Source organism: Phytopseudomonas argentinensis (genome assembly GCF_900113905.1).
In the GTDB taxonomy this organism is placed as follows: domain Bacteria; phylum Pseudomonadota; class Gammaproteobacteria; order Pseudomonadales; family Pseudomonadaceae; genus Aquipseudomonas; species Aquipseudomonas argentinensis.
On the sequence record NZ_FORC01000003.1, the window covers coordinates 317,565 to 338,826 of the forward strand.

General features: G+C 65.9%; 17 protein-coding genes. 8 read left to right on the forward strand and 9 right to left on the reverse strand.

The window, feature by feature from the left end; genetic code table 11:
* Positions 1 to 34: 34 nt before the first annotated feature.
* The 3 genes from BM154_RS15990 to BM154_RS16000 form a co-directional block, all read right to left on the reverse strand.
* On the reverse strand, positions 35 to 940 hold the full coding sequence (locus BM154_RS15990; RefSeq protein ID WP_074886152.1) for a helix-turn-helix domain-containing protein: 906 nt from the start codon (positions 938 to 940) through the stop codon (positions 35 to 37).
* A gap of 326 nt (positions 941 to 1,266) precedes the next feature.
* A complete protein-coding gene (locus BM154_RS15995; RefSeq protein WP_074886154.1) occupies positions 1,267 to 1,989 on the reverse strand; it encodes a carbonic anhydrase in 723 nt (240 codons plus the stop codon).
* 280 nt (positions 1,990 to 2,269) lie between these two features.
* Positions 2,270 to 3,331: a PA0069 family radical SAM protein gene (locus tag BM154_RS16000; RefSeq protein ID WP_074886156.1), complete on the reverse strand. Its 1,062-nt coding sequence runs from the start codon at positions 3,329 to 3,331 to the stop codon at positions 2,270 to 2,272.
* Positions 3,332 to 3,481: 150 nt separating this feature from the next.
* On the opposite strand from BM154_RS16000, the gene BM154_RS16005 reads away from it, so the two are divergent.
* From BM154_RS16005 to BM154_RS16020, 4 genes are read left to right on the forward strand one after another with little or no spacing between them, the layout of a single operon-like run.
* The gene (locus BM154_RS16005; RefSeq protein ID WP_074886159.1) at positions 3,482 to 4,591 is read left to right on the forward strand and encodes an efflux RND transporter periplasmic adaptor subunit; all 1,110 of its coding nucleotides are present in this window, start codon (positions 3,482 to 3,484) and stop codon (positions 4,589 to 4,591) included.
* Positions 4,588 to 5,652, forward strand: a complete 1,065-nt coding sequence (locus BM154_RS16010) for an efflux RND transporter periplasmic adaptor subunit (protein WP_074886161.1) — start codon at positions 4,588 to 4,590, stop codon at positions 5,650 to 5,652. The genes BM154_RS16005 and BM154_RS16010 overlap by 4 nt, the downstream gene beginning before the upstream one ends.
* Entirely contained in the window at positions 5,649 to 8,738 is a 3,090-nt protein-coding gene (locus BM154_RS16015) for an efflux RND transporter permease subunit (RefSeq protein WP_074886164.1), read from the forward strand. Before BM154_RS16010 ends, BM154_RS16015 begins: the two co-directional genes overlap by 4 nt.
* A 31-nt stretch (positions 8,739 to 8,769) precedes the next feature.
* A complete protein-coding gene (locus tag BM154_RS16020) occupies positions 8,770 to 9,657 on the forward strand; it encodes a tetratricopeptide repeat protein (protein ID WP_074886167.1) in 888 nt (295 codons plus the stop codon).
* On the opposite strand, the gene BM154_RS16025 is transcribed toward BM154_RS16020, so the two are convergent.
* A complete protein-coding gene (locus BM154_RS16025) occupies positions 9,638 to 11,401 on the reverse strand; it encodes a sigma-54-dependent Fis family transcriptional regulator (RefSeq protein WP_074886170.1) in 1,764 nt (587 codons plus the stop codon). The genes BM154_RS16020 and BM154_RS16025 overlap by 20 nt on opposite strands.
* Positions 11,402 to 11,657: 256 nt before the next feature.
* On the opposite strand from BM154_RS16025, the gene BM154_RS16030 reads away from it, so the two are divergent.
* From BM154_RS16030 to BM154_RS16040, 3 genes are read left to right on the forward strand one after another with little or no spacing between them, the layout of a single operon-like run.
* Entirely contained in the window at positions 11,658 to 13,148 is a 1,491-nt protein-coding gene (locus tag BM154_RS16030; RefSeq protein ID WP_074886174.1) for a benzaldehyde dehydrogenase, read from the forward strand.
* A gap of 31 nt (positions 13,149 to 13,179) precedes the next feature.
* Positions 13,180 to 13,944: a coniferyl-alcohol dehydrogenase gene (locus BM154_RS16035; protein ID WP_074886179.1), complete on the forward strand. Its 765-nt coding sequence runs from the start codon at positions 13,180 to 13,182 to the stop codon at positions 13,942 to 13,944.
* 58 nt (positions 13,945 to 14,002) lie between these two features.
* The gene (locus BM154_RS16040) at positions 14,003 to 14,950 is read left to right on the forward strand and encodes a SphA family protein (protein ID WP_074886181.1); all 948 of its coding nucleotides are present in this window, start codon (positions 14,003 to 14,005) and stop codon (positions 14,948 to 14,950) included.
* A 50-nt stretch (positions 14,951 to 15,000) separates the two neighbouring features.
* On the opposite strand, the gene BM154_RS16045 is transcribed toward BM154_RS16040, so the two are convergent.
* A complete protein-coding gene (locus BM154_RS16045; protein ID WP_244157192.1) occupies positions 15,001 to 15,408 on the reverse strand; it encodes a DUF2388 domain-containing protein in 408 nt (135 codons plus the stop codon).
* Entirely contained in the window at positions 15,405 to 16,406 is a 1,002-nt protein-coding gene (locus BM154_RS16050; RefSeq protein WP_074886185.1) for a bile acid:sodium symporter family protein, read from the reverse strand. The genes BM154_RS16045 and BM154_RS16050 overlap by 4 nt, the downstream gene beginning before the upstream one ends.
* A 98-nt stretch (positions 16,407 to 16,504) precedes the next feature.
* Here BM154_RS16050 and BM154_RS16055 point away from each other — a divergent pair, with 98 nt between their 5' ends.
* Positions 16,505 to 17,296, forward strand: a complete 792-nt coding sequence (locus tag BM154_RS16055) for an AraC family transcriptional regulator (protein ID WP_074886188.1) — start codon at positions 16,505 to 16,507, stop codon at positions 17,294 to 17,296.
* A 1-nt stretch (position 17,297) separates the two neighbouring features.
* On the opposite strand, the gene BM154_RS16060 is transcribed toward BM154_RS16055, so the two are convergent.
* From BM154_RS16060 to BM154_RS16070, 3 genes are all read right to left on the reverse strand, one after another.
* Positions 17,298 to 18,074, reverse strand: coding sequence for a DUF1835 domain-containing protein (locus tag BM154_RS16060; protein WP_074886191.1), 777 nt, complete (start codon positions 18,072 to 18,074; stop codon positions 17,298 to 17,300).
* A gap of 19 nt (positions 18,075 to 18,093) precedes the next feature.
* Positions 18,094 to 19,167 (reverse strand): hypothetical protein, encoded by a 1,074-nt coding sequence (locus BM154_RS16065; protein ID WP_074886194.1) that lies wholly within the window; start codon positions 19,165 to 19,167, stop codon positions 18,094 to 18,096.
* Positions 19,168 to 19,240: 73 nt separating this feature from the next.
* Complete coding sequence (locus BM154_RS16070) at positions 19,241 to 20,659, reverse strand: FAD-binding oxidoreductase (protein WP_074886198.1); 1,419 nt, start codon at positions 20,657 to 20,659, stop codon at positions 19,241 to 19,243.
* Between the last annotated feature and the right edge of the window lie 603 nt (positions 20,660 to 21,262).

Genomic DNA, 21,262 nt, shown 5'->3' on the forward strand with positions numbered 1-21,262 from the left:
CCGGCGGTCTTCGCGGCGAATGAGAGCAGCGGATTCAGTACAGGTTTTGCGCGGTGACCCGCTGGGTGACCAGCCGTCGGTAACCGCTGGGCGTCATGCCCTTGAGCTGCTGGAAGCGCCGGTTGAAGTTGGAGATGTTGTTGAAACCGGACTCGAAACACACCTCGGTCACCGGCTTGTCGCTCTGGGTCAGCAGCTCGCAGGACTTGCTGACCCGCATGCGATTGACGAATTCGACGAAGCCGCGCCCGGTGGCCTGCTTGAAGAAACGCGAAAAATAGGTGGGCGTCATGCCCAGGTACTCGGCCACTTCTTCCTGGCTCAGCTCCTGGGCGTAGCGCTGGAAGATGTAGTCCACCGCGCGATTGATGCGGTCGACATGGTGCTCGTCGGCCAGTTGCGCGGCAGTGCGGTCGGAGAGCAGCTGGTACGCCTCGCAGCCGGCCAGCAGCTCCATGAGGATGAAGAAATGCCCCAGCCGGGTCATGCCCTGGGAATCGGCGATGCGCTGCAGCAACTGGCGCGCCTCGGCGATGGTGTGCGGGCAGCGGAACTCGATGCCGTACTGGGCGCGGGCCAGCAGCGGCTGCAGGTCCTTGAGTTCGGCGAACACCGCGGTGCCGCTTTCCAGCACCTCGTCGGTGAAGTTGACCAGCATGTCGCGCTCGGCCACCGCCTCGCCCGGCGCCATCTGGCTGATCCAGTTGTGCGGCAGGTTGGGGCCGGTGAGAAACAGGGTGTCGGGGGAGAAATTACCGATGTAGTCGCCGATGAACACCTTGCCGGCGCTGGCGACGATCAGGTGCAGCTCGTATTCCTTGTGGAAATGCCAACGCACCAGGGGGCTGGGAAAGCCGTGCTGGCGATAGATCAGCGAATGACCCTCGTGGTCATCCATCAGCTCATAGGAAGGATCTGGCGTTCTCTGCGATCGGGTCATGGCGGGCCGGCATCGTCTTGTTCTTGTCGGTGATTGCCGGTGGGCCGCGCCTCGTGCGCAGGCCAACCGACCGACTAAAGACCCTAGCACAGTCCCGCGGGTTCGCCTGCTGAGCGCTGTTGGAGAGGAGGGTCACAGACTGAAGCCGTGAGAGCGGAACCAAGCCGTAGGATGGGTGAAACCCATCAATTGCTGATGGGTTGCATCTGCGCGGCCCGACCCATCCTACGACTGCTTTTGTGGGAGCGGGCCATGCCCGCGATTCGCGCGCATGGACTGGGCGTCCCCGCACGCTCCCACAGTTCGTAAGGCCAGACGCCGCAGGATCAGCCCTGTGGATAGCGCGGGCGTGGCGTGGCCATCGGCAGCGGGCCGTCACCGATCCGCCGGAACTCACCGGCCTCGGCGTCGTAGGCCTTGATCTCGCTGCTTTCGATGTCATACACCCAGCCATGGATGAACAACTGGCCGGCCGCCAGGCGCGAGGCCACCGACGGGTGGGTGCGCAGGTGGTCGAGCTGGGCCACCACGTTTTCCTCGGTGAGCACACCCAGGGTGGTGTGGTCGGCGCAGCCGCAGTTGTCGGCAACCACCGTCTTGGCCACTTCGGCGTGGCGCAGCCAGGCCTTGACCGTGGGCATGCGTTCCAGGGTTTCCGGGTCGAGCACGGCTTTCATCGCGCCGCAGTCGGAATGGCCGCAGACGATGATGTGCTGCACGCCCAGGGCGGCGACGGCGTATTCGATGGCGGTGGATACGCCGCCGTTCATTTGCCCGTAGGGCGGCACCACGTTGCCGACGTTACGGGTCACGAACAGGTCGCCCGGCTCGCTCTGGGTGATCAGCTCGGGAACGATACGCGAATCGGCGCAGGTGATGAACATGGCGCGTGGCGACTGGGCATGGGCCAGCTTCTTGAACAGCGCCTGCTGCTGCGGGAACACATCCTGGCGAAAGCGCAGAAAGCCCTCGACCAGATGATCCAGCGCCTCGGCGGCCGAGGCCGCGTTCTTGGTTTTGCTATCGGCAGGACGACGATTACCAGGCATAGCGTTACCTCGTTAACGAATGGAAGACCAAGCGTGCGACAGCGCACAGCTTCCCAGCCGGCAGGACTGCCGGCAAGAGATCGGAGGATTGGACTGTGGCAAAACCCTTCGAGACACGTTGGCGCGATAAATCGTCGTGCAGCCGGTGATATCGCCGGTGCTTTCGCCGTGTCGTACGCCATGCCGACAATCCCGACCTAGGTATCGCTGCGCTCAACGCCAGGCTACAGGAGCGCGAGCCCAGCTCGCCGTGCCCAGCGAAACCGGGGCACCGACTCGCTCAGAACAAGCCCATCTGCTGGCCCGGCGGCGCAAACTGCGAACAATCCAGCACCGCCCGCTTGCTGCCGTCGTAGCCATAGCGACGGCGCGCCAGGCGAAAGCGCTGGGCCAGCAATTCGGCGAAGTGGCCCTCGCCCTTCATTCGCGCGCCAAAGCGGCTGTCGTAGTTCTGCCCGCCACGGGACTGGCGGATCAGGCTCATCACGTGCTCGGCGCGGTCGGGGAAATGACTCTGCAGCCATTCCTCGAACAACCCGGCGATCTCCAGCGGTAAACGCAACAGCACGTAGCCGGCCGAGCTGGCCCCGGCCTCGCGGCCGGCTTCGAGCAGGCGCTCGAGCTCCATGTCGTTGATCATCGGAATCATCGGCGCGGCCATCAAACCGACCGGCACACCGTGCTCGTGCAGGGTTTTCATCGCCCGCAGCCGGGCCTTGGGGGCGGCGGTGCGCGGCTCCATGATGCGTTTGAGCTCGTCGTCCAGGGTGGTGATGCTGAATGCGATGCTCACCAGGTTGAGGCTGGCCAGCTCTTCGAGCAGATCCAGGTCGCGCAGGATCAACGCGCTCTTGGTGATGATGCTTACCGGGTGGCGGTAGCGCAGCAGGATCTCCAGGGCCTGGCGGGTCAGCTGGTGTTCACGCTCGATGGGCTGGTAGCCGTCGGTGTTGATGCCCAGGGCGATGGGCGCCGGCACGTAGCCCGGCTTGCTCAGTTGCTCCTCGAGGCGCTCGGCCAGGTTGGTCTTGGCGATCAGCTTGGTTTCGAAGTCGATGCCCGGCGACAGGTCCCAGTAGGCGTGGCTGGGCCGGGCAAAGCAGTAGATGCAGCCGTGCTCGCAGCCGCGGTAGGGGTTCACCGAACGGTCGAAGCCGACATCCGGCGAATTGTTGCGGCTGATCACCGTCTTCGCCCGTTCATGGCGCACCTCGGTGACGAAGGTCAGCGGCGTCTGTTCCTGATACCAGCCGTCGTCCTCGGCATCGCTGGTGGTCGGTGCGAAACGGTTGTGCGGTTTGCTGGCGGTGCCGCGCCCGCGCGGCGCTGAGGTCGGGTTCATGGTGCAGGCTCGATAACTGTATATAAATACAGTATTAGGATTTGCATCCCCAACACAAGCCACGCTCGTCGCGCGAGTAGCCTGAACCGTTCGTCGCCTGGTGCGGTCGCATCTGCACACACTTTCGCGCCTTGCCGTGCCGGAGCCTCCATGCCGCCCGTATCGATCTCTGCCCTGCCTCGCCCTGTCGTGGCCTTGCTGGCTATCGCGCTGCTGGCTGGCTGCGCCGACGAGCAGCCGCCTGCGCCAGCGAGCCCGCGGGTCAAGGTGGCGACGGTCAGCCAGGTCGATTATGCGGCGGACGCCACCATCACCGGCGATATCCAGGCACGCATTCAGACCGATCTGTCGTTCCGTGTAGGCGGCAAGATCACCGAACGGCTGGTGGACGTCGGCGATACGGTGAAGGCCGGCCAGGTGCTGGCCCGCCTTGACCCGCAGGACCAGCGCAACGCGGTGCGCTCCGCCGAGGCGGCGGTCGAGGCGGCCCAGGCCCAGGCCAAGCTCAGCGCCGCCAACCTGTGGCGCCAGCAGCAATTGCTGCCCAAGGGCTACACCAGCCGCAGCGAATACGACAGCGCCCTGGCCAGCGACCGCGGCGCACGCAACAGCCTGGCTGCCGCCCAGGCGCAATTGGCCGATGCCCGCGAGCAGGCCGGCTACACCGAACTACGCGCCGACAGCGACGGGGTGATCACCGCCCGCCAGGCCGAGGTTGGCCAGGTGGTACAGGCCGCTACGCCGATCTTCGGCCTGGCCCGCGAGGGCGAGCGCGATGCGGTGTTCAACGTCTTCGAAGCGCTGCTGGTCGAGCCCGGCCAGCCGCTGCGCGTCAGCCTGCTGGACAACCCCGAGGTGAGCGCCAGCGGCACGGTGCGCGAGGTCAACCCCCAGGTGTCGGCACAGAGCGGTACGGTGCAGGTCAAGGTTGGCCTGGAGCAGGTGCCGGAGGCGATGACCCTGGGCTCTACCGTCAGTGCTCACGTCAGCAATCCGGCGGTGCGCAGCGTCGAGTTGCCTTGGTCAGCGCTGACCAAAGCCGAAAGCGAGCCGGCGGTGTGGCGCCTGGGTGGCGATGACATCGTGCAGCTGCACCCTGTGCAGGTTGGCCGCTACCTGACCGACAAGGTGATCATCCGCGCCGGCCTGCAGGACGGTGACCGCGTAGTGGTGGCCGGCGGGCAGCTGCTGCATCCGGGCCAGAAGGTGGAAATTGCCGAAGCCCGTGAGCAGAAGCAGCCCCAGGAGCAGCAGCCATGAACCGTGCTATCCCTCTCGTGCTGATCACCGCGCTGCTCGCCGGCTGTGCCGAGGACGAAAAACCCGCGCCGATCCGCCCGGTGCTCTACACCGAGGTGCAACAGCAGAACGAGCAGATTCTCGGCCGTTTCGCCGGCAATATCGAGGCGCGGGTGCAGAGCACCCTGGGCTTTCGTGTCGGCGGCCGGGTCGCCCGCCGCCTGGTGGATGCCGGGGCCGAAGTGAAGGCCGGCACCACCCTGGCGACCCTCGACCCCACCGACCAGCAGAACGCCCTGCGCGCCAGCGAAGGCGACCAGGCACGCGCTCAAGCGCAGTGGATCAATGCCCAGGCCAATGCCCGCCGTCAGCAGGAACTGTTCGACCGGGGGGTCGGCGCCAAGGCCAACCTGGAGCAGGCGCAGACCGAACTGAGCAACGCCCGCAGCAACCGCGAGCAGGCCGAAGCGGCCACCCGCCAGGCCCGCGACCGTGTGGACTACGGCACCCTGAAAAGCGACTTCGATGCGGTGGTCACCGCCTGGCACGTGGAGGCCGGCCAGGTGGTCGGCGCCGGCCAGGAGGTGGTCACCCTGGCCCGCCCGGACGTGCGCGAAGCGGTGTTCGACCTGCCCGTGGAGCTGGCTGACGGTCTGGACGATCAGGTGCAGTTCAACGTTGCCTCGCAGCTCGACCCGAGCATCGCCACCCGTGGTCGGCTGCGCGAACTGGCGCCGCGCGCCGACGCCGCCACCCGCACCCGCCGCGCCCGCCTGACCCTGGAAGACACGCCGCCCGGCCTGCGCCTGGGCACCGCCGTGGCCATCAGCCTGACCCGCGCCCAGCAGCCGCGCAGCCTGCTGCCAGCCGCCGCCGTGCAGGAAGTCGACGGCCAGAGCCGCGTATGGGTGATCGACAGCAAAGCCAGGACCGTTCACCCGCGCAACGTGCAGGTGGTCGGCCGCGAAGGCGAACAGATCAGCGTCGAGGGCCTTGCGGCCGGCGACAAGGTAGTCAGCGCCGGCCTGAGCGAACTCAAGGACGGCCAGCAGATCCGCATCGACGAGGGCGTCGCACCATGACCCAGCAGACGCCGCGCAAGAACGGCTTCAACCTCTCGGACTGGGCGCTGCGCCACCAGTCGTTCGTCTGGTACCTGATGTTCGTGTCGCTGCTGATGGGCGTGATCTCCTACATGAACCTGGGCCGTGAGGAAGACCCGGCGTTCACCATCAAGACCATGGTCATCCAGACCCGCTGGCCTGGCGCCACGGTCGATGAAACCCTCAGCCAGGTCACCGACCGCATCGAGAAGAAGCTCGAGGAGCTGGACTCGCTGGACTACGTGAAGAGCTACACGCGCCCCGGCGAATCAACGGTGATGGTGTTCCTGCGCGACACCACCAAGGCCGATGAAATCGACGGCATCTGGTACCAGGTGCGCAAGAAGATCGACGACATTCGCGGCGAGTTTCCCCAGGGCTTGCAGGGCCCGTCGTTCAACGACGAATTCGGCGACGTGTTCGGCTCCATCTACGCCTTCACCGGCGACGGCCTGAGCATGCGCCAGCTGCGCGACTACGTGGAGCAGGTGCGCGCCGAGATCCGCAGCGTGCCGGACCTGGGCAAGGTGCAGATGGTCGGCCAGCAGAACGAGGTGTTCTACCTCAACTTCTCGACCCGCAAGCTGGCCGCCCTGGGCATCGACCAGAGCCAGGTGATCCAGAGCCTGCAGGCGCAGAACGCGGTGACGCCCTCCGGGGTGATCGAGGCCGGGCCGGAGCGGATTTCCGTGCGCACCAGCGGCCAGTTCGCCTCGGAAGCCGACCTGCGCAGCGTCAACCTGCGCCTCGACGACCGCTTCTACCGGCTGACCGACATCGCCGAAATCACCCGTGGCTACGTCGACCCGCCGCAGGCACTGTTCCGCTACAACGGCAAGCCGGCCATCGGCCTGGCCATCGCCATGCGCGACGGCGGCAATATCCAGACCTTCGGCAAGGCCCTGCATGCGCGCATGGACGAGATGACCGCCGAGCTGCCGGTGGGCGTTGGCGTGCACGTGGTGTCCGACCAGGCCGAAGTGGTGGAAGAAGCCGTCAGCGGCTTTACCCGCGCGCTGTTCGAGGCGGTGCTGATCGTCATGCTGGTGAGCTTCGTCAGCCTCGGCATTCGCGCCGGCCTGGTGGTCGCCTGCTCGATCCCGCTGGTGCTGGCCATGGTGTTCATGTTCATGGAATACAGCGGCATCACCATGCAGCGCATTTCCCTCGGCGCGCTGATCATCGCCCTGGGGCTGATGGTCGACGATGCGATGATCACCGTCGAGGTGATGGTCACGCGGCTGGAGAAAGGTGATTCGCTACACGACGCCGGCACCTTCGCCTACACCTCCACGGCCTTTCCGATGCTCACCGGCACCCTGGTGACGGTGGCCGGCTTCGTGCCCATCGGCCTCAACTCCAGCTCGGCGGGCGAGTACACCTTCACCCTGTTCGCGGTGATCGCCGTGGCGCTGCTGCTGTCCTGGCTGGTGGCCGTGGTGTTCGCCCCGGTGATCGCCGTGCACATCCTGCCCAAGCGCCTGCAGGCCAAGGAAAAAGGCCCGGGCCGCATCGCCCGCGCCTTCGACAGCGGCCTGCTGCTGGCCATGCGGCACCGCTGGTGGACCATCGGCCTGACCATCGCCCTGTTCGCCGCCTCCCTGGGCGGGATGACCCTGGTGCAGAGCCAGTTCTTCCCGGCCTCTGATCGCCCGGAGATTCTCGTCGACCTCAACCTGCCGCAGAACGCCTCGATCAACGAGACCCGCGCCCAGGTCGACCGCCTCGAGGCCAGCTTGCAGGGCGACGAAGACATCGCCCGCTGGAGCACCTACATCGGCCAGGGCGCCCTGCGCTTCTACCTGCCACTGGACCAGCAGCTGCAGAACCCCTTCTACGCCCAACTGGTGATCGTCGCCAAGGACATCGACGCCCGTGATCGCCTGGTAGCCAAGCTCAACAAGCGCCTGCGTGAAGACTTCGTCGGCATCGGCAGCTTCGTGCAGCCGCTGGAAATGGGCCCGCCGGTGGGCCGGCCGATCCAGTACCGGATCAGCGGCGCGGACGTCGACCAGGTTCGCAAGCACGCCCTGGAGCTGGCCACCCTGCTCGACAAGAACCCGGACATCGGCGAGATGGTTTACGACTGGAACGAGCCGGGCAAGGTGCTGCGCATCGATGTCGCCCAGGACAAGGCGCGGCAGTTCGGGCTGTCCTCCGAAGACGTCGCCAATCTGCTCAACGGCATCGTCAGCGGCACCACGGTCACTCAGGTCAAGGACGACATCTACCTGATCGACGTGATCGGCCGCGCCGAAGACAGCGAACGCAGCTCGCCGCAGACCCTGGAAAACCTGCAGATCGTCAATCCCAATGGCGTGGCGATTCCGCTGCGCGCCTTCGCCACCGTCGGTTACGAGCTGGAGCAGCCGCTGGTATGGCGCCGTGACCGCAAGCCGACCATCACCCTCAAGGCCGCGGTGGTCAGCGATATCCAGCCCACCGACCTGGTCGCCGACCTGGCGCCGGACATCCAGAAGTTCTCGGATGAATTACCCACTGGTTACAGCGTCGCCACCGGCGGCACCGTGGAGGAAAGCGGCAAGGCCCAGGGGCCGATTGCCAGCGTGCTGCCGCTGATGTTGTTCCTGATGGCCACATTCCTGATGATCCAGCTGCACAGCGTGGCGAAGACCTTCCTGGTGTTCAGCGTGGCGCCCCTGGGCCTGATCGGCGTGGTGCTGGCCCTGGTGCCGACCGGCACGCCGCTGGGTTTCGTGGCGATTCTCGGCGTGCTGGCGCTGATCGGCATCATCATCCGCAACTCGGTGATTCTGGTGACCCAGATCGACGAGTTCGAGCGCGCCGGCGACTCACCCTGGCAAGCGGTGATCGACGCCACCCACCACCGTCGCCGGCCGATCCTGCTGACCGCCGCCGCCGCCAGCCTGGGCATGATCCCCATCGCCCGCGAAGTGTTCTGGGGGCCGATGGCCTACGCCATGATCGGCGGCATCTTCAGCGCCACCCTGCTGACCCTGCTGTTCCTGCCGGCGCTGTATGTGGCCTGGTATCGGATCGAGGAGCCGTCTCAAGAGCAGCAGCAGGATCGAGCAGTGCACTAAACTGCCGCCATCTCGATTTTCGGAGCAGCCCATGCCCTTGAAACTGCCCGCACGTGTCAACGAAGTAAGCCTAGATCGCGACAATGGGCCGGGAAGCATTCCCGGCTTCGTGCCTTTCGCCGAGCACGCCCTGGGCAACGGTGACACCTATGGCTTGTACTGGCCGGTCGGCCTGGAAGGTAGCGAGCCACTGGTAGTCGAAACCTTTCACGACGAGGGCCGCCTGGTTCCGGCATTCTCCAGCCTGGACACCTTCCTGACGGCCTCCCATGGCTTGGACGATGAGGACGGCTATCTGGAGCATCCGGATTTCAGCCAGGACCCCGACGCCCCGCAGGCAGCCTATGAGCAGGCGCGCCACCTGCTCGGTAAGCAGGCCGTGAATGACGCCATCGAATTGCTCGAGCGCACCCTGCAGCGGCTGCCGGAATACGCGGATGCCGCAGCGCTACTGGTCGGCCAATATCTTCGCCAGGGCCGGCATGACGAGGCCTGCCGTCTTGCTGTACGTAGCGTGCTGGCGCCGCCCTGCTTCGGCAGTGGCCAGGCGGTGGAGCGCATCTGGCAGTGGCTCGCCCGTCAAACCCAGGGCCCTGCGGACCTGGCTCAGGACCCACTTTGGCAAGGCCGAAAAGCCTTCAGCAACATCCCTGCGGGTGGCAGCAAGCATAACGATCTCTACCCGGTAATCGACGCTGTGATCGAGGCATACCTCGAAGCGGGCGATACCGTCAGCGCCCTGCTGTTGCTGCAAGCCCAGGCGCAGTACATGAGGGGTGAAACCGTCTCGCTGCAACAACGCTATGGCTTCGACCACAACGCCCAATGGGAAAGGCAGATAGCCTTGAGCGCGAACTTGCCGAATGGGCCCGGCATCTCTAAGCGAGAGACGACCAGGCCTACCCCCGCGCCCGCTTGAGCCGATAGGCGAACTGCGCCCGACTCAGCCCCAGCATGCGGGCCGCGGCAGCGAGGTTGCCGGCGCTGCGCTGCAACGCCTGTTCCAGCAACTGGTTTTCCACGGCCTCCAGCGACAGGCTGGCGTCGGGCAGGTCGGGGCAGCCGAGCCGCGTCAGCAGGTCCACCTCGCCAGGGTGCTCCTGATGCTGCACCAGGCGCCCCTGCTGCAGCAGCGAATAGAACTCGGCGGGCAGCTCTTCGTCGCGAAACAGATGATAGAGGTCGATGGGCGCGCCTTCGTTGCTGGCGATCACGCCGCGCTCGATCAGGTTCTGCAGCTCGCGGATATTGCCGGGAAAGCTGTAGTTGAGCAGCGCCTTCAGGCCGCGCATGGTCAACCCGACCGGCGTGCGCCCGTAGCGCTCGCAATAACGGCGCATGAAGAAATCCACCAGCAGCGGGATGTCGTCGCGCCGCTCGCGCAGCGGCGGGATAAGGATCGGGTAGACGTTGAGGCGGTAGTACAGGTCCTCGCGAAACTCGCCACGGCGCACCGCCGCGCGCAGGTCGACGTTGGTGGCGGCGATCACCCGTACGTCGACGTTGATCACCGAAGTACCGCCGACCCGCTCGATCTCGCGCTCCTGCAGGGCGCGCAGCAGCTTGCCCTGGCCCGGCAGGCTCAGGCAGGCCACCTCGTCGAGAAACAGCGTGCCGCCCTGGGCGCGTTCGAAGCGCCCGGGCCGTGAGTGGCTGGCACCGGTGTAGGCGCCGCGCTCGACGCCGAACAGCTCGGCCTCGATCAGGCTTTCGGCAATGGCCGCGCAGTTGAGGGCCACGAACGGCCCGTCGCGGCGCTCGCTCATGCGGTGCAGGTTGCTGGCGAACAGTTCCTTGCCGACCCCGGACTCACCGCCGAACAACACCGTGGCCGGCGTGCGCGACACCCGTTGCAGTGACTGGAAGGCGGCGTTGAAGGCAGCCGAAGCGCCGATCATGCGGCCCTCGTCGGCTTCCCCTGCGCTGGGCGGCAGCGGCTGATAGGGCGCGCGCTCCATTCGGCTATGTTCGCTCTCCTCGGCCGAGGCGTTCAGGTAGCGCAGATCTTCGTCCACATCGCCCCACAGTTCGGCGGTCTTGCCCAGCACGCGGCACACCTGGTGGCCCATGGCCCGGCACTCCACCTCGCGAAACACCACCAGGCGGCCGAACAGGCCGCTGACGTAGCCGGTGGCGTAACCCAGCTCCATCCAGCAGGCCGGATCGTTGCCGATGCCGTAGGCGGCGATGTGCTCGTCGTCCTCGTGGGCGTGATGCCAGAGGAACTCGCCGTCGTAATGGCCGCGGTCGACATCGAATTCGAAGTGCAGCGGCTCGACCTTGACCATGCCTTCGAGCCCATGCAGGCGGATGCCGGCGGCGAAGATCGAGGCCGGCTCGGCGTCCGCCCAGCGCTGCTGCACCAGACGCGCATCGCGGGCACCAGACAGGTAACCCGCGCGGGTCAGCAGGCCGCGAGCGCGCTGCAGACCGAGGCTATCGATCAGCTCGCGGCGCAATGCGCCCAGCGCCTCGCAATGCAACAACACCATGCGCTGGTCGTTGAGCCAGATGCGCCCGTCGCCCGGCGAGAAGAACAGGCATTCGGTGAGATCGCGCAGCGTCGGGGAATTCTCCCAGTCCAGCGCATCGCTGGCGCCGCGGTAATGGGGCGTCTCGATGGCCTGCAGGGCATCCAGGGAAATGCGACGCGGGTCGACCATGGGCGGCTCCTCACTTACGCAATTCATCACACGGACAAGGCGAAAATTCCCGGCGATTTGCTCATTTGCTCACTCCAGAGCGCATGAAATGAATGCCTGGCCAGCCACCCCAACCTGATGAATGCATGCAGGTTATTGAAATTGTTATGGATTCTCGGCGTGGCCCAAAGCAGCCACATGGCCGGGCACGCTCCTTGCGATAGCTGCCAATGCCATCGGCACATCACTGAAAACAACAATACTCCAAGGAGACACCATGTCTCGACTGCCACGATCAGAATCGAACGCTGCCTTGCTGGATGAACAGGTGTGGGAGGCCAAGCTGTTTTCCGGCACCTGGCGCACGCCACTGGCTGGCGAGCGCAACGCCGTCATCGAGCCGGCCACCGGTGAATGCCTGGCCACGACTGGCCAGGCCCGGGCCGAGGATGTTGGCCTGGCCACCGCTGCCGCCGCCGCCCAGCAGCCGGCATGGGAGGCCGTAGCACCGCGCCAGCGTGCCGATATCTTCCTGCGCGCCGCCCAGTTGCTGCAGGCCCAGGCCGACGAGTGCGCGCTGTTCATCGCCCGCGAAACCGGCGGCATCCTGCCCAAGGCCCAACACGAGGTGCGCGAGGCGGTGCTGTTCCTGCAGCTCGCCGCGGGCCAGGTGATGCAGCCCCACGGCCTGGTGCTGCCGAGCAACAGCGGCACCCTGTCCTACGCGCGGCGCCTGCCCCATGGGGTGGTCGGGGTGATCTCACCGTTCAACTTCCCGCTGATCCTGTCGATCCGCGCGGTGGCCCCGGCCCTGGCGGCCGGCAACGCAGTGGTGCTCAAGCCCGACCCGCAGACGCCGATCGCCGGTGGCTTTCTGATTGCCCGCCTGTTCGAGCTGGCCGGGCTGCCCGAAGGGGTGCTGCACGTGCTGCCCGGCGGCGCCGATGCTGGCGCGGCGCTGTGCAGCGACCCGCACGTGCGGATGATCGCCTTCACCGGCTCCACCGCCGCCGGCCGCAAGGTGGCGGAAACCGCCGGCCGCCACCTGAAAAAGGTCGCCCTGGAACTGGGCGGCAAGAACCCGCTGATCATCCTCGACGACGCCGATCTGGAACGCGCCCTGAGCTGCGCCAGCTGGGGCGCCTTTCTGCACCAGGGGCAGATCTGCATGGCCAGCGGGCTGATCCTGGTGCACGAGTCGCTGCATGAGCGCTTCGTCGAAGGGCTGGTCGAGCGCACCCGGCGCCTGCGCCTGGGCGACCCGGCCGGCGGCGACCTCGAGCTTGGCCCGATGATCAACGAGAACCAGCTAGTACGCACCCACCAACTGGTGCTCGACAGTGTGGTGGCCGGTGCCCACCTGCAGGTGGGCGGCCAGTACGACGGCCTGTTCTACCAGCCCACCGTGCTCAGCCACCTGGCGCCGGGCATGCCGGCCTTCGATACCGAGATGTTCGGCCCGGTGGCCTGCGTGGCCAGTTTCGCCAGCGACGAGCAAGCCATCGACCTGGCCAACCGCACCGAGTACGGCCTCGCCGCGGCGGTGATCTCCCGCTCGGTGGGCCGCGCCATGGCGATCGGCGCCCAGCTGCGCGCCGGCATGCTGCACATCAACGACCAGACGGTGAACGACGACGGCGTAAACCCGTTCGGCGGCCGTGGCAATTCCGGCAACGGCGGCAGCATGAGCGGCCCGGCCAACTGGGACGAGTTCACCCAGTGGCAGTGGGTGACGGTCAAGGACACGCCGCCGCAATACCCCTTCTGATTTGCCCACAACAAGAACGAGAGGACGCACCATGAAATTGCACGACAAGACCCTGATCGTGACCGGCGCCGCTTCCGGTATCGGCGCCGAAGTGGCCCGCCTGGCGCGCTGTGCCGGCGCCCGGGTGATCGCTCTGGATCGCCACGAACCGCAGATCAGCGTACACGCCTACCACGCGGTGGATTTGGGCGACCCGGCGAGTATCGACCAGGTGATCGCCCGCCTGCCCGAGCGTATCGACGGCCTGTGCAACATCGCCGGCGTGCCGGGCACAGCGCCGGCCGAGCTGGTCGGCCGGGTCAACTACCTGGGCCTGCGCCACCTCAGCGAAGGCCTGCTGCCGCGCCTCGCTGGCGGCTGCATCGTCAACGCCGCGTCGATTCTCGGCGCCGAGTGGCCACAACGCCTCGAGGCGCACAAGGCTCTTGCCGCGGCCGCGGGCTTCGAGGCCGGCAGCACCTGGCTCGACGCCAACCCGGTCGAGCAGGCCACCTGTTACCAGTACTTCAAGGAGGCGCTGATCGTCTGGTCGTACCAGAACGCCTCGCCCTGGTCCCGCGAGCACGACGTGCGCCTCAATTGCGTGGCACCCGGCCCGGTGTTCACGCCGATCCTCGGTGACTTCGTGCAGATGCTCAGCGACGAGCGCCTGGAGCGCGATGGCCGCCATATGAAGCGCCCGGCCCTGGCTGACGAAGTGGCCGCCGTGGTGCTGTTCCTCTGCTCGGATGCGGCGCGCTGGGTGTGTGGCGCCAACATCCCGGTCGATGGCGGGCTGGCAGCCAGTTACGTGTAAGCCTCACCGAGACCACCACGCGATCTGCGACAAGAACAACAAGACAAGGATCCTCACCATGCATGCATCACGTCTCTCGGCTCTAGGCCTCGGCCTGGCTGCCCTGGCGGGCACCGCCCAGGCCTACGACCTGCCTTCCGTCAACCTAGGCTCCACCAGCTTCTACGACGGCTCGCCGCTGCCCGGCGGGCCGGGCGGCTACGTAGTCGAGTACCTGATCTACGGCAAGGCGTCGCGCTTCAATGACCAGCGCGGCGACAAGCTGCCGCTGCCCAGGCAGGAGATCGAGACCTTCGCGCCGGTGACCCAGTACATCCACCTGGGCCAGCCACTGGCCAATGGCTGGATGCCCGGCGCCACGGTGATCCTGCCGTGGCTGGCCCACGCCGAGGTGGACGACGGCCTCGACAACGCCGCGCTCAGCTCCCGCGAGGGTCTGGGCGACATGGTGCTGGGCGCGTTCCTGCAATCGCCGCTGACCACCCGCGCCGACGGCTCGCCGCTGTTCGCCCAGCGCATCGAGGCCGAGGTGATCCTGCCCACCGGTGCCTACGACCGTGACAAGTCGGTCAACCCCGGCAGCAACTTCTGGTCGTTCAACCCCTACTACGCGGCGACCTACTGGTTCACCCCCAGGTGGTCGGTCAGCGGCCGCTTCTGGTACCTGTGGAACGCCAAGAACCGTGACCCGTCGACGGCCTTCGGTGATGTTTCCAGCACCCAGGCCGGTCAGGCGCTGCACGCCAACTTCGCCACCCAGTACGCACTCAACGATAAACTGAGCGTCGGTCTGAGCGGTTACTGGCTCAAGCAGATCAGTGATACCGAGGTCGATGGCCGCGACGTCAGCGGCCGCCGCGAGCAGGTCTGGGCAATCGGCCCGGGCCTCACCTATGCGTTCTCCAGGGAGAACATCCTGACCGCCAACAGCTACTTCGAGCAGAACGCCGAGAACCGCACAGAGGGCAACAAGTTCGTGCTCAGCTTCGTGCACAAACTGTTCTAGCGCTGCAACGCAGGCGAGGCACTCATGCCTCGCCTGCGTTGCAGTCGCGCTCAAGGTGTCGAGCGCGGCTGGTAGGCCAGCAAGGCTTCTGCCAACTGCATGTCGCTGTAGGAGGCCAGCTCGCTACGCTGCTGCAGCGCGACCAGCGCCGCCTCCAGCATTGCGCCGCGGATCTGCCCGGCACTGCCGACGAAGGCCGCTGCATCGTCCCGAGCCAGCTTCAACTTCTGGTCGAGGCTGCTGCTTTCTTTGGAGAGCTCCCCGGCCAGCTCGGTGCCCTCTCCCGGCTTGGTAGTGGTGAGGAACGGCACCAGGGTCGACAGCACGCCGTAGTAAGTGCTGCCCAGCAGCGGATCTTCATCGAGCTCCGGCGTGACCCGTACCCAGGCGTGTGCCGGCAGCGTCGGCAACAAGGCGATCAACAGCAGCGAAGCCGTGAGAAAAGGGCGCTGATTCAATTCACGGCAACCTTGTTGTCACTCGACGCAGCGGGCTCGGCCCGCCGTGCGTAGCGCTGGGCGATCACCGCGCAGACCATCAGCTGGATCTGGTGGAAGATCATCATCGGCAGGATCATCAGGCCGATGCTGCTACCGGCAAACAGCACCTGAGCCATCGGCACGCCGGTGGCCAGGCTCTTTTTCGAGCCGCAGAACAGGATGGTGATGCGGTCTTCCATGTTGAAGCCGCACCATTTGCCGAGTAGCGCGGTGATGCCCAGCGACAGGGCCAGCAGCAGGCAGCAGGCGCCGATGAGCATGCCGAGGGTCGGCCAGGACACCTCGTTCCACAGGCCACCGACCACCGCCGCGCTGAAGGCGGTGTAGACCACCAGCAGGATCGAACTCTGATCGACGTACTTGAGCCAGTTCTTGTTGCGGCCCACCCAGGCGCCAATCCAGCGCCGGGCGATCTGGCCGAGGATGAAGGGCACCAGCAGTTGCAGGGTGATCTTGCCGATGGCGTCCAGGGTCGAACCGCCGCTGCCATGCACGTCCATCAGCAGCGCTACCAGCAGCGGAGTAAGGAAGATACCGAACAGGCTGGAGGCCGCCGCACTGCAGATCGCCGCCGGGATGTTGCCGCGCGCCAGAGAGGTGAAGGCAATGGCAGACTGTACGGTGGCCGGCAGGGCGCACAGGTAGAGCATGCCCAGGTACAACTCGGTGCCGATCATCGGCGACAGCAACGGCTTGAGCGCCAGGCCGAGCAACGGAAAGAGGATGAAGGTGCAGCTGAACACCAGCAGGTGCAACCGCCAGTGGCCGGCACCGGCCAGGATCGCCTCACGGGACAGCTTGGCGCCATGCAGGAAGAACAGCAAGGCGATGGCCAGGTTGGTGATCCAGCCGAATACCACCGCGGCCTGGCCGCTGACCGGGAGGAAGGTGGCAGCAAGCACGACGGCGATCAGTACCAGGGTGAAGTTGTCAGGCAGTAAACGGGAACGGGCCATGGGCAGGACTCCAGGCAGGCGGCGGCAGACAGTTGCCACATAAAGGCGGCCACTCTACCCTGAGCCGTCATTGCCGACTAACGCCATAAAGCCAGATCATGTCGCCTAACGGACAAACCAGTATTGCCGAACGCCCTATTCCCCATCTGGAGCGCTTGCCCCGTCCGCTCTACGCGCGTAACGAATCACTGCCTCGCCAGACCGGCACGCCGCGCCACAGCCATCCCTGGGTGCAGTTGACCTATGCCATTCAGGGTGTGCTGCACGTGCACACCGCGGCCGGCAGTTTCGTCGCGCCGCCGCAGCGGGCGATCTGGATACCCGCCGGCCTGGAACACGAAGTGCTCAGCTCGGCGAACACCGAAATGCGCAGCCTCTACCTGCAGGACGACAACGCCGAGTGCACAGCGCAAACCTGCCGCGTGCTGGGCGTGGATGCGCTGACCCGTGAGTTGATCCGCAGCTTCTGCGAGCTACCGGTGGAGTATGACGAAAGCGGGCCGGACGGCCGCTTGGCTCAGGTGCTGCTCGACCGCCTGCGGGCGGCGCCCGAGGTGCACCTGTCGCTGCCGTGGCCAGGCGATGCGCGCCTGCGCACCTTGTGCAGCCAGTTGCAGAAAAAACCAGACGACGACCGCACCCTGGCCGCCTGGGGCGAACGGCTCGGCGTGTCGGAAAAGACCCTCAGCCGCCTGTTTCTGCGCGACACCGGCCTGACCTTTCGGGCCTGGCGGCAACGCCTGCGCCTGCTCGGTGCGCTGACGCCGCTGGAGCGCGGCGAGCGGGTCACCGATGTCGCCCTGCTCTGCGGCTACGACTCCACCTCGGCCTTCATCGCCGCCTTTCGCCAGCAGTTCGGCGCCACGCCCGGCGAGTTCTTCAGCGGGTGAATCAGCTGCTACGGCGTACCTGCAGGCCCGCATAACCGTGCTCGCCCGGCTCACCGCCGAGCACTAGCTGGCCGCTGTCGGCCAGCTCGCGGGCGCGCCAGAACAGGAAGTAATCGCTGGCGAAGAAGCCATCGCAGCGCGCCATCACCTCGGCCATGACCCGCGCCAAGGGTTGTGGCTCGGCGCGGGCATGGCGTAACAGCGCCGCGTCGATGGCCTGGTAATCCTCGGCGCTGAACGCGCCTGCCTGCCAGCGATGAATCGACCCGCCATCGGCAACCGCGGCACGCCACTGCGACGCCAGCGCGGCGAGGCGTTCAGGCCCGACCGGCTGCGGGTTGGCCAGCTCCAGCAGCGCCTGCGGTGCATGCATGGCCACTGCCTTGCGGCTCTGCACCCAGCTATTGCCGGTGCCACAGGCTACTTCGATCAGGGCGACGCCGCTGCCTTCGAGGGCATGGGCCACCCGCGCCAGCAGCAGTTGCTCGCTGGCACTGTCGCCATGCCAGACGGTAACCGGCCGCTCCTGATGGGCCAGATCGGCGAGCCACCGCGCGTCGGCGGGCAGGTCCGCTGCGAAATCCGGTACCGGCGTCACGCCTGCCGGCCACACCGCGCCCCAGAACGCCACGCGGGCCGCACAGGGCACGGTGTCGACATCGCCCAGCGGGCCGACGGCAAGGTCGTCGCGCAGTACGCGCAAGCCAGCGGCGGCCTCCTCGCCGATCACATGGCTGACGCCGGCGACGGCATTGTCACCACAGACCAGATGCCACATAAGTCCTCCTCGTCGAACGCTACGGGGTGAGTTTCACGGCCAGCGGCGGTTTCTCGCCCTGCTGCCAGGTGCCGGCCAAGCTGCCATCGGCCTGGAATTCGAGTTCGAAGCGGGCCGGTGGTTCGCCGCTTTCGTGGAGGGTGAGGAAGTCCCGCTGGAACTCGCCGCCCAGTTCGATCTGCCTGGCGTGCTTGTCGTAGAAGTAGCTGGCGGACAGGCTGTGGTCGCTATACAGCTGCTCGAGCACCAGGGTGATCGGGTAACGCCCGATGCTGCCGTGGTAAACGCCCTGCGCCGTGCTGTTCGCTGGCAGAGCGCAATCGTTGCGTTTTTCCAGCAGCAGGCAGCGGCCGTAGGGGCTGAGCTCGGCGCTCAGAGACTGATAGCTGACGCTGTTGGGGAAATCGCCCAGCTCGTCCAGCGCGCGGCTGGCGTGGTTGGCGCAGGTCTCGCCGATCACGGTCAGGCTGTCAGCACCCAGTTGCAGGCGGTCGTAGCCGAGGCTGGCGTCACGGCGCGTGTCGAGGCATTCGGTGTACATGGCGCGCTGGTCTTCCAGCCACTGCTCATCGTCAGTCAACGTGCCAGGTTTTTCCGGCTTGCTCGGCGGCATGGCCTTGAGAAAATCCTCCAGGCGCTTTACCCGCTGCGCCTGCAGTTCGCCCTGAAGACGCAGCAGCCCCTCGGGGCTGAGCAATTGTGGCAAGCCGATGGGGCGGCCGCTGGCCAGATCGAAATTGTAGCCCCGCGAACCCTGGCTGCTGTAGGCAGCGGTGTATTCACCGTCGATGTTCAGCGACAGATAACCCGGCCCCTGGCCGATGACCTGGTAATCGAGGCTGTTCACGCCCCAGTGCTCGCCCTCCTTGGGCTGCACCTTCTCGAAGGGTGATTTGGCGAAGCGCCCCGGCAGCGCCTGCAACTCGCGCGCGTGCAGGAAGGTGTTGATCCGGGCGGTGGCCGGGCTGTCGCCGACCAGCAGCGGGAAACGGTAGGTTTCCCAATCGCTGCGCTTGTCGGTGAGATCGTCGATACGCACATCAGCCAGCGCAGGCAGGGCGATTGCAAGCAGGGGCAAGAGCAGCAGGCGCACGAAAAACGTCCTTATTCCGGTCACGGGAGGCCGGCAGTATCCGCCACGCCCGGCGTGAACTCCAGGCGCCGGATCAGAGCAGCTTGCCGGGGTTCATCAGACCGGTAGGATCCAGCGTCTGCTTGAGGCTGCGCATCAGCTCCAGCTCCAGCGGGTCCTTGTAGCGCCGCGCCGCCTCGCGCTTGGCCTGGCCGAGGCCATGCTCGGCGCTGATGCTGCCGGCGAAGGCCTGGGTCACGTCGTAGATCAGGTACATGATCGCCTCGGCCTGGGCCCTGAAGGGTTCATCCTCGCTGCCCACCGGTTTGCTGATGTTGTAATGCAGGTTGCCGTCGCCGACATGGCCGTAGCAGACGATGCGCACACCCGGAAACGCCTGCTGCAGGCGCTCGTCCGCCTGTGCGATGAAGGCGGCAATGGAGCTGACCGGCACGCTGATGTCGTGCTTGAGGCTAGGCCCCTCGTGGTTCTGCGCTTCGGAAATGCCCTCACGCAGCTTCCACAACGCCGAGACCTGCGCCTCGCTGCTGGCCACCACGGCGTCCAGCGCCTCGCCCTGCTCGAAGGCGGCACCGAGGCCGGTTTCCAGCATGGCGTTGAGCGGCGCCTCGGGCAGCGTGTCACTGAGTTCGATCAACACGTACCAGGGATGCTCCTCGACGAAGGGATCGCTGCAACCCGGTACGTGGCGCAGCACGAACGCCACGCTTTGTCGCGACATCAGCTCGAACCCGGTCAGCCGATCGCCGCACAACGCGCGCATACGGCCGATCAGCGCCACCGCCGCCTGCGGGCTGGGCAGTGCGACCCAGGCCGTGGTGCGGCTGCGCACCGCCGGGTAGAGCTTGAGCACCGCCGCGGTGATGATGCCCAGGGTGCCTTCGCTGCCGATGAACAGGTGTTTGAGGTCATAGCCGGTGTTGTCCTTGCGCAGGCCGCGCAAGCCGTTCCAGAGGCGCCCGTCGGGCAGCACCACTTCGACGCCCAGGGTCAGGTCGCGCATGTTGCCGTAGCGCAGCACGGCGGTGCCGCCGGCGTTGGTCGCCAGGTTGCCGCCGATGGTGCAGCTGCCTTCGGCGCCCAGCGACAGGGGAAACTGGCGGCCCACCGCAGCGGCGGCTTCCTGCACCTGCTGAAGCACCACGCCGGCCTCGACGGTGATGGTCTCGTTGCCCGCATCGACGTCGCGAATCCGGGTCAGGCGGGTCAGCGACAGCACCACCTGGTGCCCCGAGTCGTCGGGGATCGACCCACCACACAGGCCGGTATTGCCGCCCTGTGGCACCAGCGGCACACCGGCCTGGTAGCAGGCGCGAACCACTGCAGCGACTTCTTCGGCGGAGGCCGGCCGCACCACCAGCGCGGCGCGCCCGCGATAGGCGTTACGCCAGTCGCTGAGGTAGGCCTGCATGGCGGCCGGGTCATCGATCAGGCCGGCCGGGCCGACGATCTCGCCGAGGGTCCGTAGCAGTTCGGCTGGCAGGTGGCTCATGCAAAGGTACTCCGCAGAGAATGGATGGCCGTTGACTCGACAATGCGAACTTGGCGGCCGGGGAGAGAGACCGCTTTACGCAGGCCTCGACAGATGAACTCAGGCTGGCGGCAATACATGGCAAGACTTATCGAGCCGCCCGTAAAGTTCGCCGAGCAAGTTACTGGCGCCGATCAATCATAAGTCATCGTATAACAAAATTTAAATCGGCAAAATTCCGCTCATTAACGAAACATAAATCGGCAAAAATCCGCCCACTTAATAAGCAACATTTAAAACGACATATAAGAAAGATAATGAAACATTTAATAAACCAGTTATTAATCAGTAACTTATGCAAATGAAACATTAAGAATCGGGTTATCGAAAGATGCTTTGTTGACAGGCCGAACGGCGCGGACAATCATCCCCTTGTCGTCATACGACAACGTACGACACCAACTAATAATAATCATAGGATCCGTTCTCGCCATGAGTAACCGCAGCAGTCCAGACCGGCACTAACGCCGCCTCGCCATCCCCAATCGCCATATGACTTACCTGCTGATTAATTATTGGGCGGGTTGGGCTTCCTATTAAGTGCGCGCTGAAAACAAGCCATCG

Excerpts from the sequence above, each read along its gene's own strand:
- BM154_RS15990 (WP_074886152.1), bottom strand. The coding sequence starts at position 940 with ATGACCCGATCGCAGAGAACGCCAGATCCTTCCTATGAGCTGATGGAT.
- BM154_RS15995 (WP_074886154.1), bottom strand. The coding sequence starts at position 1,989 with ATGCCTGGTAATCGTCGTCCTGCCGATAGCAAAACCAAGAACGCGGCC.
- BM154_RS16000 (WP_074886156.1), bottom strand. The coding sequence starts at position 3,331 with ATGAACCCGACCTCAGCGCCGCGCGGGCGCGGCACCGCCAGCAAACCG.
- BM154_RS16005 (WP_074886159.1), top strand. The coding sequence starts at position 3,482 with ATGCCGCCCGTATCGATCTCTGCCCTGCCTCGCCCTGTCGTGGCCTTG.
- BM154_RS16010 (WP_074886161.1), top strand. The coding sequence starts at position 4,588 with ATGAACCGTGCTATCCCTCTCGTGCTGATCACCGCGCTGCTCGCCGGC.
- BM154_RS16015 (WP_074886164.1), top strand. The coding sequence starts at position 5,649 with ATGACCCAGCAGACGCCGCGCAAGAACGGCTTCAACCTCTCGGACTGG.
- BM154_RS16020 (WP_074886167.1), top strand. The coding sequence starts at position 8,770 with ATGCCCTTGAAACTGCCCGCACGTGTCAACGAAGTAAGCCTAGATCGC.
- BM154_RS16025 (WP_074886170.1), bottom strand. The coding sequence starts at position 11,401 with ATGGTCGACCCGCGTCGCATTTCCCTGGATGCCCTGCAGGCCATCGAG.
- BM154_RS16030 (WP_074886174.1), top strand. The coding sequence starts at position 11,658 with ATGTCTCGACTGCCACGATCAGAATCGAACGCTGCCTTGCTGGATGAA.
- BM154_RS16035 (WP_074886179.1), top strand. The coding sequence starts at position 13,180 with ATGAAATTGCACGACAAGACCCTGATCGTGACCGGCGCCGCTTCCGGT.
- BM154_RS16040 (WP_074886181.1), top strand. The coding sequence starts at position 14,003 with ATGCATGCATCACGTCTCTCGGCTCTAGGCCTCGGCCTGGCTGCCCTG.
- BM154_RS16050 (WP_074886185.1), bottom strand. The coding sequence starts at position 16,406 with ATGGCCCGTTCCCGTTTACTGCCTGACAACTTCACCCTGGTACTGATC.
- BM154_RS16055 (WP_074886188.1), top strand. The coding sequence starts at position 16,505 with ATGTCGCCTAACGGACAAACCAGTATTGCCGAACGCCCTATTCCCCAT.
- BM154_RS16060 (WP_074886191.1), bottom strand. The coding sequence starts at position 18,074 with ATGTGGCATCTGGTCTGTGGTGACAATGCCGTCGCCGGCGTCAGCCAT.
- BM154_RS16070 (WP_074886198.1), bottom strand. The coding sequence starts at position 20,659 with ATGAGCCACCTGCCAGCCGAACTGCTACGGACCCTCGGCGAGATCGTC.